This is a genomic window from Enterobacter sp. 725m/11 (assembly GCF_011683705.1).
GTDB classification, from domain to species: domain Bacteria; phylum Pseudomonadota; class Gammaproteobacteria; order Enterobacterales; family Enterobacteriaceae; genus Enterobacter; species Enterobacter bugandensis.
Genome location: NZ_JAAQOK010000081.1, coordinates 1 through 11,360, shown reverse-complemented (window position 1 = coordinate 11,360; position 11,360 = coordinate 1). Strand labels below are relative to the sequence as shown.

General features: G+C 53.2%; 12 protein-coding genes and 1 pseudogene. 12 read left to right on the top strand and 1 reads right to left on the bottom strand.

From position 1 onward, the window contains the following. From HBA26_RS21940 to HBA26_RS21885, 12 genes and pseudogenes are all read left to right on the top strand, one after another. Positions 1 to 210: pseudogene (locus tag HBA26_RS21940) on the top strand (sulfoxide reductase heme-binding subunit YedZ); the annotation flags it as partial. A gap of 234 nt (positions 211 to 444) precedes the next feature. Then, a complete protein-coding gene (aroQ, locus tag HBA26_RS21935) occupies positions 445 to 897 on the top strand; it encodes a type II 3-dehydroquinate dehydratase (protein WP_028014610.1) in 453 nt (150 codons plus the stop codon). 21 nt (positions 898 to 918) lie between these two features. Further along, positions 919 to 1,383, top strand: coding sequence for an acetyl-CoA carboxylase biotin carboxyl carrier protein (gene accB / locus HBA26_RS21930; RefSeq protein ID WP_008502856.1), 465 nt, complete (start codon positions 919 to 921; stop codon positions 1,381 to 1,383). A gap of 10 nt (positions 1,384 to 1,393) precedes the next feature. Beyond that, positions 1,394 to 2,743 carry an acetyl-CoA carboxylase biotin carboxylase subunit gene (accC, locus tag HBA26_RS21925; RefSeq protein ID WP_003860388.1) on the top strand — a complete coding sequence of 450 codons (1,350 nt, stop codon included), beginning with the start codon at positions 1,394 to 1,396 and terminating at the stop codon, positions 2,741 to 2,743. A 109-nt stretch (positions 2,744 to 2,852) separates the two neighbouring features. Further along, a complete protein-coding gene (locus HBA26_RS21920; protein WP_006178860.1) occupies positions 2,853 to 3,095 on the top strand; it encodes a YhdT family protein in 243 nt (80 codons plus the stop codon). Beyond that, on the top strand, positions 3,085 to 4,536 hold the full coding sequence (gene panF, locus HBA26_RS21915; RefSeq protein WP_126345824.1) for a sodium/pantothenate symporter: 1,452 nt from the start codon (positions 3,085 to 3,087) through the stop codon (positions 4,534 to 4,536). The genes HBA26_RS21920 and panF overlap by 11 nt, the downstream gene beginning before the upstream one ends. Before the next feature lie 11 nt (positions 4,537 to 4,547). Continuing rightward, a complete protein-coding gene (prmA, locus tag HBA26_RS21910; protein ID WP_028014613.1) occupies positions 4,548 to 5,429 on the top strand; it encodes a 50S ribosomal protein L11 methyltransferase in 882 nt (293 codons plus the stop codon). Between the two features lie 137 nt (positions 5,430 to 5,566). After that, positions 5,567 to 6,307 (top strand): carbonic anhydrase family protein, encoded by a 741-nt coding sequence (locus HBA26_RS21905; protein ID WP_041907814.1) that lies wholly within the window; start codon positions 5,567 to 5,569, stop codon positions 6,305 to 6,307. A gap of 330 nt (positions 6,308 to 6,637) precedes the next feature. Continuing rightward, entirely contained in the window at positions 6,638 to 7,603 is a 966-nt protein-coding gene (gene dusB, locus HBA26_RS21900; protein WP_008502861.1) for a tRNA dihydrouridine synthase DusB, read from the top strand. 23 nt (positions 7,604 to 7,626) lie between these two features. Further along, entirely contained in the window at positions 7,627 to 7,923 is a 297-nt protein-coding gene (fis, locus tag HBA26_RS21895; protein WP_000462905.1) for a DNA-binding transcriptional regulator Fis, read from the top strand. Positions 7,924 to 8,102: 179 nt separating this feature from the next. Further along, the gene (locus HBA26_RS21890; protein WP_014885446.1) at positions 8,103 to 8,267 is read left to right on the top strand and encodes a DUF2556 family protein; all 165 of its coding nucleotides are present in this window, start codon (positions 8,103 to 8,105) and stop codon (positions 8,265 to 8,267) included. A gap of 138 nt (positions 8,268 to 8,405) precedes the next feature. Continuing rightward, on the top strand, positions 8,406 to 10,487 hold the full coding sequence (locus HBA26_RS21885; protein WP_126345791.1) for a bifunctional diguanylate cyclase/phosphodiesterase: 2,082 nt from the start codon (positions 8,406 to 8,408) through the stop codon (positions 10,485 to 10,487). Here HBA26_RS21885 and envR read toward each other — a convergent pair. Further along, positions 10,403 to 11,119 (bottom strand): acrEF/envCD operon transcriptional regulator, encoded by a 717-nt coding sequence (envR, locus tag HBA26_RS21880; RefSeq protein ID WP_126345790.1) that lies wholly within the window; start codon positions 11,117 to 11,119, stop codon positions 10,403 to 10,405. The genes HBA26_RS21885 and envR overlap by 85 nt on opposite strands. Positions 11,120 to 11,360: the final 241 nt, after the last annotated feature.

Sequence of the window (11,360 nt, the reverse complement as noted above, 5' to 3'; positions counted from 1 at the left end):
TTAGCGCTGACATCCACGCAATATGCGCAGCGAAAGCTGGGCCGTCGCTGGCAGTTGCTGCACAACTTCGTCTATCTTGTCGCGATCCTCGCCCCCATTCATTATCTGTGGTCGGTGAAGATCCTCTCTCCGCAGCCGGTCCTTTACGCGCTGGCAGCCGTGGCGCTTTTAGCATGGCGTTACAAGAAGTTCCGCCAGTGGTTGCGATAGTTCGCGAAACTGTGCGTTTTCCCGCAGATTACCTCTCAACCGCAAATCTTTTTTGGATTGCGGTTGATAATCTTCCCTGATAAGACCAGTATTTAGCTGCCAAATGCTACGAAATCGTTATAATGTGCGACCTTGGTTCGCCTGACAGCGGTTTTGAGCCTCTGAAAAGGTGACATTTGCGCTTCGACGGTATATTTTGTTTTTTACCCGAAAATCGCAGGAGATAGCGGCATAATGACTGATAAGTTCCACATCTTAGTTTTAAACGGACCGAACCTGAACATGCTCGGCACCCGTGAGCCAGAGAAGTACGGCACGCTAACATTGAGCGAAATTGTTAACCGTCTGAGCACGGAAGCAGCCTCGCTGAATGTGGATTTGGATCATTTTCAGTCAAACGCGGAGTACGCAATCATCGACCGTATTCATCAGGCTAAAGACACTGTGGACTATATCCTGATCAATCCGGCCGCGTTTACGCACACCAGTGTTGCTATCCGCGACGCACTGCTCGCGGTGAGTATCCCGTTTATCGAGATCCACCTGAGTAACGTGCACGCCCGAGAGCCGTTCCGCCACCATTCGTATCTGTCGGATATCGCTGCTGGCGTTATCTGCGGTCTGGGCGCAGACGGCTATTCATACGCTTTACAGACAGCGGTAAAACGCTTGTCACAATCACACTAAACAAGAGTACGGAACCCACTCATGGATATTCGTAAGATTAAAAAACTGATCGAGCTGGTTGAAGAATCAGGCATCTCCGAACTGGAAATTTCTGAAGGCGAAGAGTCTGTACGCATCAGCCGTGCAGCCCCAGCCGCTAGCTTCCCGGTAATGCAGCAAGCTTACGCTGCGCCAGTGCAGCAGCCTGCGCTTTCCGCAGCCGTTGCGCCAGCAGCAGCTGAAGCCGCACCTGCCGCTGCAGCAGAAATCAGTGGTCACATCGTACGTTCCCCAATGGTTGGTACTTTCTACCGCACCCCGAGCCCGGACGCGAAGGCGTTCATCGAAGTGGGTCAGAAAGTCAACGTAGGCGATACCCTGTGCATCGTTGAAGCGATGAAAATGATGAACCAGATCGAAGCTGACAAGTCAGGTACTGTGAAAGCGATTCTGGTCGAAAGTGGTCAGCCGGTTGAATTTGACGAGCCGCTGGTCGTCATCGAGTAACGAGGCGAACATGCTGGATAAAATTGTTATCGCCAACCGTGGCGAGATTGCACTGCGTATTCTTCGTGCCTGTAAAGAACTGGGCATCAAGACCGTGGCCGTGCACTCAAGCGCGGATCGCGATTTAAAACACGTATTGCTGGCGGATGAGACGGTCTGTATTGGCCCGGCTCCGTCCGTAAAAAGCTATCTGAACATCCCGGCTATCATCAGCGCCGCTGAAATCACCGGCGCGGTGGCAATTCATCCGGGTTACGGCTTCCTCTCTGAGAACGCCAACTTTGCTGAGCAGGTTGAACGCTCAGGCTTTATCTTCATCGGTCCGAAAGCCGACACCATTCGCCTGATGGGCGACAAAGTGTCTGCAATCACCGCAATGAAAAAAGCCGGTGTTCCAACCGTGCCAGGCTCTGACGGCCCTCTGACCGACGACATGGATGCTAACCGTGCTCATGCTAAACGCATTGGCTACCCGGTTATCATCAAGGCGTCCGGCGGCGGCGGCGGTCGCGGTATGCGCGTTGTGCGCAGCGATGCTGAACTGGCGCAGTCCATCTCCATGACCAAAGCGGAAGCGAAAGCGGCTTTCAGCAATGACATGGTGTACATGGAAAAATACCTGGAAAACCCACGCCACATCGAAATTCAGGTGCTGGCTGACGGTCAGGGTAACGCGATCTATCTGGCAGAACGTGACTGCTCCATGCAGCGTCGTCACCAGAAAGTGGTCGAAGAAGCGCCAGCGCCGGGCATTACCCCGGAACTGCGTCGCTACATCGGCGAGCGTTGCGCCAAAGCGTGCGTTGATATCGGCTATCGCGGGGCGGGTACCTTTGAGTTCCTGTTCGAAAACGGCGAGTTCTACTTCATTGAGATGAACACCCGTATTCAGGTTGAACACCCGGTTACCGAAATGATCACCGGCGTTGACCTGATCAAAGAGCAGCTGCGTATCGCAGCCGGTCAGCCTCTGTCCATCAAGCAGGAAGAAGTTGTGGTGAAAGGCCATGCGGTAGAGTGCCGTATCAACGCCGAAGACCCGAACACCTTCCTGCCAAGCCCGGGTAAAATCACGCGTTTCCACGCGCCGGGTGGTTTTGGCGTGCGCTGGGAGTCTCATATCTACGCCGGCTACACCGTACCGCCGTACTATGACTCAATGATCGGCAAGCTCATCTGCTACGGCGAAAACCGTGACGTGGCCATTGCCCGCATGAAGAACGCCCTGCAGGAGCTGATCATCGACGGTATTAAAACCAACGTTGATCTGCAGATGCGTATCATGAGCGACGAGCACTTCCAGAATGGTGGAACGAATATCCACTACCTGGAGAAAAAACTCGGCCTGAACGAGAAGTAAGAGAGCTGTGTTGCTAAAAGGCCGGATTATCCGGCCTTTTTTTATTTCTGGGGATCGCCAAGCCCCATCATGTACAATCCCCGCTTTCTGCATCCACAAGGGACAAAAAATGGACAAACGTTTTGTTCAGGCCCATAAAGAAGCGCGCTGGGCGCTGTGGCTGACCCTTCTCTATCTTGCTGCATGGTTAGTGACTGCTTACTTACCTGACTCCGCTATTGGCATCACAGGCCTGCCGCACTGGTTCGAAATGGCCTGCCTGCTGGTACCGCTGGTGTTTATCCTGCTGTGCTGGGCAATGGTGAAATTCATCTATCGCGATATTCCGCTGGAGGACGATGATGCAGCTTGAAGTCATTCTGCCGCTTGTCGCATACCTGCTGGTCGTGTTTGGTTTATCCATTTACGCCATGCGCAAAAGAACGACCGGTGCTTTTCTGAACGAGTATTTCCTCGGCAGCCGTTCGATGGGCGGCGTTGTGCTGGCAATGACGCTGACCGCGACCTATATCAGCGCCAGTTCGTTTATTGGCGGCCCCGGTGCGGCCTACAAGTACGGGTTAGGCTGGGTACTGCTGGCTATGATCCAGTTGCCTGCCGTCTGGCTCTCCCTCGGTATTCTTGGTAAGAAATTTGCCATCCTGGCGCGCCGCTATAATGCCGTCACGCTCAACGACATGCTGTTTGCCCGTTACCAGAGCCGCTTACTGGTGTGGCTGGCGAGTTTAAGCCTGCTGGTCGCCTTTATTGGCGCGATGACGGTACAGTTTATCGGCGGGGCACGCCTGCTGGAAACGGCAGCCGGGATCCCTTACGAGACAGGCCTGCTTATCTTCGGGGTAAGCATCGCGCTCTATACCGCGTTTGGCGGGTTCCGCGCCAGCGTGCTGAACGATACGCTGCAGGGAATGGTCATGCTCATCGGCACGATTGTTCTGCTGGTGGGGATTGTTCATGCCGCGGGTGGACTCACTCATGCGGTGGAAACCCTGGAAGCGATTGACCCGAAACTGATTTCACCGCAGGGCGCGGATGATATCCTCTCGCCGACCTTTATGACCTCGTTCTGGGTGTTAGTCTGCTTCGGGGTGATTGGTCTGCCGCATACCGCCGTGCGCTGTATCTCCTATAAAGACAGTAAAGCCGTTCACAAGGGCATCATCATCGGGACGATTGTGGTCGCGGTCCTGATGTTTGGTATGCATCTGGCAGGTGCGTTAGGGCGCGCGGTGATCCCCGACCTTACCGTGCCGGATCTGGTGATCCCGACGCTGATGGTTAAAGTGCTGCCGCCCTTCGCCGCCGGAATTTTCCTCGCAGCGCCAATGGCCGCCATTATGTCGACCATTAACGCCCAGTTACTGCAAAGTTCCGCTACGATCATTAAAGATCTCTATCTGAACCTGCGCCCTGATCAGGTTGAAAATGAACGTCGCCTGAAGCGGATGTCTGCCGTCATTACGCTGGTATTAGGAGCTTTGCTGATGTTAGCTGCATGGCGTCCGCCGGAGATGATCATCTGGCTGAACCTGCTTGCGTTTGGCGGTCTTGAAGCCGTTTTCCTGTGGCCGCTGGTATTAGGTCTTTACTGGGAACGCGCGAACGCTGCAGGCGCGCTGAGCGCGATGATTGTTGGCGGTGTGCTGTATGCCATCCTTGCGACATTTGAGATTCAGTACCTGGGCTTCCATCCGATTGTGCCTTCGTTACTGCTAAGTTTACTGGCGTTTGTGGTGGGGAACCGTTTCGGTCAGCCCGCCCCACAACCCGCTATGATTTCTACTGATAAATAAAGAGTTTTGCCATGCCGTGGATCCAACTAAAACTGAACACAACCGGCGCGAACGCCGAAGAGCTAAGCGATGCGCTGATGGAAGCCGGCTCTGTCTCCATCACCTTTCAGGACACGCACGACACGCCGGTCTTTGAACCGCTGCCGGGCGAAACGCGCCTGTGGGGTGATACCGACGTGATCGGCCTGTTCGATGCCGAAACCGACATGAAAGAGGTGGTGGCGATTCTGGAAAACCATCCGCTGCTGGGTGCAGGCTTCGCGCATAAAATCGAACAGCTGGAAGACAAAGACTGGGAACGCGAGTGGATGGACAACTTCCATCCGATGCAGTTCGGCAAACGTCTGTGGATCTGCCCAAGCTGGCGCGAGGTTCCCGATGAAAACGCGGTGAACGTGATGCTTGACCCAGGCCTGGCGTTTGGCACCGGCACCCATCCAACCACGTCTCTGTGCCTGCAGTGGCTGGATGGTTTGGATCTTGAAGGTAAGACGGTGATCGACTTCGGCTGCGGTTCCGGGATCCTCGCGATTGCCGCCCTGAAACTGGGCGCGGCGAAAGCCATCGGGATCGATATCGATCCGCAGGCCATTCAGGCCAGCCGCGATAATGCCGAGCGTAACGGCGTCTCCGATCGTCTGGAGCTCTACCTGCCGGAAGCGCAGCCAGAAGCCATGAAAGCCGATGTGGTGGTCGCAAACATTCTCGCGGGCCCACTGCGTGAACTGGCGCCATTAATCAGCGTGCTGCCGGTTGAGGGTGGCCTGCTGGGACTTTCCGGCATTCTGGCAAGCCAGGCGGAGAGCGTTTGCGAAGCCTACGCCGATCTCTTTGCGCTCGACCCGGTCGTCGAGAAAGAAGAGTGGTGCCGCATTACCGGTCGTAAGAAATAAGCATTTGGCGTGGTCCTCTGACCACGCCTTTTCTCCTCAATATTCCTCCCGCCCCTGGCCTGCCTCCGGTAAAATAACCACACAAATCATATTGATAAGTTTTGATTTGGATAATAAAAATTCACGGGAAGAATATTATGAAACACGTTTATAGCAAGGCAGCGCTGTTAGCGCTGAGCATGATCTCGGCTTCAGCATGCGCATCACACTGGAGCTACAAAGGAGAAAGTTCACCGGAGCACTGGGGTGAACTGGATGAAGCGTACAAGACCTGTAACAGTGGAATGAACCAGTCTCCCATTGATATTGATTCAACCGCTAACGCCCATCTCTCCCCGCTGCAAACGCACTACGTTGACGGCCCTGTGACGCTGACAAACAATGGCCATACTATTCAGGCAAGCGAGCAGGCCGACACTCGCGACACTATCACGCTGGATAAGCAAACCTGGACATTACAGCAGTTCCACTTCCACGCGCCGAGCGAAAACACCGTGCACGGCAAGCATTACGCGATGGAAATGCACCTTGTGCATAAAAATGCGAAGGGGGAACTGGCGGTGGTCGCGGTCATGTTCGACAAAGGGGCAGAGAACCGTGAGCTTGATAAACTGTGGGACGTTATGCCTCAGCAGGCTGAGCTGAACGTCTCCATCAAGCAGGAGCTCAACCTGAATAAGCTGCTGCCGGAAGATAAAACGTACTGGCGCTTTAGCGGCTCGCTGACAACGCCACCGTGTTCAGAAGGCGTCACCTGGATCGTGCTTAAGCATCCTCTCACGGTGTCCGCCGGGCAGCTCGAGAAATTCACCCACACAATGCATCACGATAATAACCGGCCGGTACAGTCCCTCCATGGTCGTGTTATCCTCGAATAACGTCTATTTTTTGCCCTGAGATCATGTTCTAAAATGCGACGCAGATCGCAAAGAAGTGGGGAAATCTGCTGTTAAAAACAGCAGATTATCCCGCTCATCTGTCGCATTTATTCAGAAATGATGAGAAGTTACGGGAAATTGTAAGCGCACATAAAATAGCCATCAGCGCATAACTCAATGATTTCAATAATGAATAATTTTAAACGAAAAGATTGCGTGGCGATTCCTTGATCTACAACAGTGGATTGTTCAAAGTTTGGCCTTTCATCTCGTGCAAAAAATGCGTAATATACGCCGCCTTGCAGTCACAGTATGGTCATTTCTTAACTCATGCGCATCGGACACCACCAGCTTAGAAATCGCCTGATCGCAGCCCCAATGGCAGGTATTACCGACCGGCCGTTCAGGACGCTGTGCTATGAGATGGGAGCCGGTTTAACCGTATCCGAGATGATGTCGTCTAACCCGCAGGTTTGGGAAAGCGATAAATCCCGCCTTCGGATGGTGCACATTGATGAACCAGGTATTCGCACCGTGCAAATTGCCGGAAGCGTGCCTGAAGAGATGGCAGATGCCGCGCGTATTAACGTGGAAAGTGGTGCCCAGATTATTGATATCAATATGGGTTGCCCGGCCAAAAAGGTGAATCGCAAGCTTGCAGGTTCAGCCCTTCTGCAATACCCCGACCAGGTGAAAGCTATCCTGACGGCGGTTGTCAGCGCAGTGGACGTTCCTGTTACGTTGAAGATTCGCACGGGTTGGTCGCCGGAACACCGTAACTGTGTAGAGATTGCCCAACTGGCCGAAGATTGTGGTATTCAGGCCCTGACCATCCACGGACGCACTCGCGCCTGTTTGTTCAATGGTGAAGCTGAATACGACAGCATTCGGGCAGTTAAGCAGAAGGTTTCCATTCCGATTATCGCGAATGGCGACATAACTGACCCGCTTAAAGCCAGGGCTGTACTCGACTATACGGGAGCTGATGCTCTGATGATAGGACGTGCAGCTCAGGGAAGACCCTGGATCTTCCGGGAAATCCAGCATTATCTGGACACTGGGGAGCTGCTTGCCCCACTGCCTCTGGCAGAGGTAAAGCGCTTGCTTTGTTCGCATGTTCGGGAACTGCATGACCACTACGGTCAGGCAAAAGGGTACCGAATTGCGCGTAAACACGTCTCCTGGTATCTCCAGGAGCACGCTCCAGATGACCAGTTTCGGCGCACATTCAACGCCATTGAGGATGCCAGCGAACAGCTGGAGGCGTTGGAGGCATACTTCGAAAATCTTGCGTAATGAAATAAAGAGCTGACAGAACTATGTTCGAACAACGCGTAAATTCTGACGTACTGACCGTTTCTACCGTTAACTCTCAGGATCAGGTAACTCAAAAGCCCCTGCGTGACTCGGTTAAACAGGCACTGAAGAACTATTTTGCTCAACTGAATGGTCAGGATGTTAATGACCTGTATGAGCTGGTACTGGCTGAAGTTGAACAGCCACTGTTGGACATGGTGATGCAATACACCCGCGGTAACCAGACCCGCGCTGCGCTGATGATGGGTATCAACCGTGGTACTCTGCGTAAGAAACTGAAAAAATATGGCATGAACTGATACTAATCAGTTAAATGCTTGTTTAAAAAGGCGCTACCTGGCATGGGGATGCGCCTTTTTTATTGTCTTATTCTTTCACCGTCAACGCTTTGTAAACCTTTGCTTATCCCGCTTTTAAACCGCTTCTTTTCGTGTATATTTCCACCACTTCAGTGGCTCTCTTCTCGCGGAATGACACAATGATTCGTAAATACTGGTGGCTGGTCGTCTTTGCAATCTCCGTTTTTCTATTCGATGCCCTCTTGATGCAGTGGATTGAACTGATGAGCACCGAAACCGACAAGTGCCGCAATATGAACTCCGTCAATCCGCTGAAATTAGTGAACTGTTCAGAACTCGATTAACACCCTGCCGTCATCGGCCTCCCCGTATTGCCCACTAAAAACGGGGATTTAAATCCCTTTGAGCCGTTACCTGACGGTGATAATGTCTCGCCCTTCTCAACCTCTCCTGCGTAACGTCATACTCGAGTAGAACCGACCATGCTGGTTAGCCAATACAACCCTATCCTTGTAGCCCTCTCCTTTGCTGTTGCCATCCTTGCTGCTTACACCGCGCTGAATATGGCTGCACGCGTCGCCGGGAGTCAGGGCGTCGCAGCGCGCGTCTGGCTGGCGGGAGGCGGTGTTGCGATGGGCATTGGCGTATGGGCCATGCACTTTATCGGCATGCTGGCGATGGATCTCTCCATGAGCATGAGCTACAACGCGACCCTGACGATTTTATCTATGGTCATCGCCGTGGGGTCGTCACTGTTTGCGCTATGGCTCGTCAGCTGTGAACAGCTGCGCATGCGCCGCCTGCTCCCCGGCGCTCTGGTAATGGGAATCGGTATTGTTGCCATGCATTACACCGGTATGGCGGCGCTGGAGGTGAGACCGGGGATCGTTTGGGATACGCTGTGGGTGGCCATTTCGGTCGTGATTGCGCTTGCCGCTTCGCTTGCAGCATTGTGGCTGACCTTCCGCCTGCGTCACGAAGCCGCTCAGGTGGTGCTGATGCGCCTGGGTGTCGCCATCACGATGGGAATTGCTATCGCCGGTATGCACTACGCCGGGATGAAGGCCGCGCAGTTTCCAATGTCCACCATGGTTCACCATCAGGGTATTAACGGCAGCTGGCTGGCCGTGCTGGTCAGCGTCGTCGCGCTCTCTATTCTTGGGATCACCCTGCTGGTGTCGATGCTGGATGCCCGCCTGCAGGCACGAACCGCCCTTCTGGCCTCGTCGCTGGCAGAAGCGAACCGGGAACTTGCGCAGCTGGCGCTGCACGATACGCTGACGCGTCTGCCCAACCGTATCCTGCTGGAGGACCGGCTCGATCAGGCCATCAGCAAAGCTGACCGTGAAGGTACCCATTTCGCCCTGATGTTCATGGATCTCGACGGTTTTAAAGCCATCAATGACGCCTACGGCCATGATGTCGGTGACAGGCTGCTGGTCGCCGTTACGCAGCGTCTGCTGCATCTCCTGAAGGGCCAGTTTACCCTTGCACGCATTGGCGGCGATGAGTTTGTTCTGCTGGCTGAGGGAGAAGGTCCGGACGATGCGGCCTCGCTGGCAAATTTGCTGGTGCGGGCGATCGATAGCCCGTTCACTCTCGACCCCTACGAACTGGTGGTAACGCTTAGCATTGGTATCGCCCTGTACCCTCACGACGGCAAAACCGAACGTGAGCTGATGTTTAACGCCGACGCGGCGATGTATCACACCAAGCATGTGGGCCGAAACGGCTATCACTTTTTCCAGCCCTCCATGAACACTCTGGCGCAGACCCATCTTCAGTTAATGAACGATCTGTGGATGGCCGTCGATCGTAATGAACTGCGCCTGCTTTATCAGCCAAAGTTTCACGCGCCCGCGGGTCCTCTCCTCGGGTTTGAAGCGCTGCTGCGCTGGCAGCATCCGAAGCAGGGTTTACTGACGCCGGATCTTTTCCTGCCGCTGGCGGAAAAAACCGGGCTTATCATCCCTATTGGTAACTGGGTGCTCAATGAAGCCTGTCGCCAGCTGAGAGAATGGCATCTGCAGGGGCATCGAAACTGGTCAATGGCAGTAAACCTGTCGACGCTGCAGTTCGAACAGCCCTCGCTGGTTAAAACAGTGCTCGACTGCCTGGAGCGTCACCACGTCCCGCCGGAAATGTTGATCCTGGAAGTCACGGAAACTACGGCGATGAGCAACCCCGATGAGAGCGTGCGGGTGCTGACAGAGCTGACGGATGCTGGGGTGAAAGCCTCGATTGATGATTTTGGGACCGGATATTCGAGCCTGCTGTACCTCAAGCGTTTACCGGCCTGTGAACTGAAGATAGACAGAGCGTTTGTGAAAGAGTTAAGCGGTGAAAGCGAGGATGCCACCATTGTCTCTGCGATTGTGGCCCTCGCGAAAACGCTCAACCTGAAAGTCGTGGCCGAAGGTGTGGAAACCGAAGCGCAGCAAGCCTTTTTGACGGAGCTGGGCTGTAATACCTTACAGGGTTATCTGTTAGGTAAACCCGCCAGCGCGCAGACCATCGAGGCGCTTTGTGCACGGGGGGAAATGTTGCCAGGCGCTGAGCCGTAATCATTATGAGGCGACACGCGCAAGAGAGGGAGCGTCGCCAGAATGCTGTCGACCAGGGCTGGCGCCTGCTGATAAAGATTAAAACTGTCGGTATTCATTAACCAGTTTTTAATGATGCCGCTAAAAAAACCGTGGAATACGATCATGGTCAGCTCAACGTTCACCTGCGACGAAATGATGTTTCGAGAAATACATTTTTCCAGCGTAACGCGCAAAGAATCATAATTGAACCCAATACGTTTCCGAATTTCATCCTCTGAAATCATATCGCTAGTAAATTCACATTTATGATACAAAATTTGTAATAGCGCACATTGACGGGGTTCGCGTGCGATATACTGAAGCGCAGTAATGAATTGCTCACGAAGTATTAACAACGGATCATCATTTTCGGAGAGAGAAAGCCTGTCGCGAATGATGTCACGTAGCGGTAATTGCTGTTCCCAAATGGCATTAAATATCTCTTCTTTACTGGTAAAGTGCCAGTAGATAGCACCACGCGTAACCTTTGCGGCATCGGCGATATCCGTCAGCGTCGTGCTGGCTACGCCTCGCGTCGCAAACTGCCCGATAGCCGCCTCAATCAACTGCTGTCGGGTTTGCTGAGCCTCTTCTTTCTTTTTACGCGCCATTGACAGCTACTCTTTACTCGCAGGGTATATACATAACATCAGGTTCGGATGGCTGGAAGTATTCACTAAAAGCCGTTTTAATTTTGCACAAAAAAAGTCAATTTACTTAATCTATAAACAATCTAAATGCATGCCCGGAATTAAATTCACGAAATGAATAAATTTACCGGTTAAGCTCTATTAGCCTGATTTAGCGGGCAGAAGTATAGCCGTATTTTCTACCTGTCTCTTATACACATCT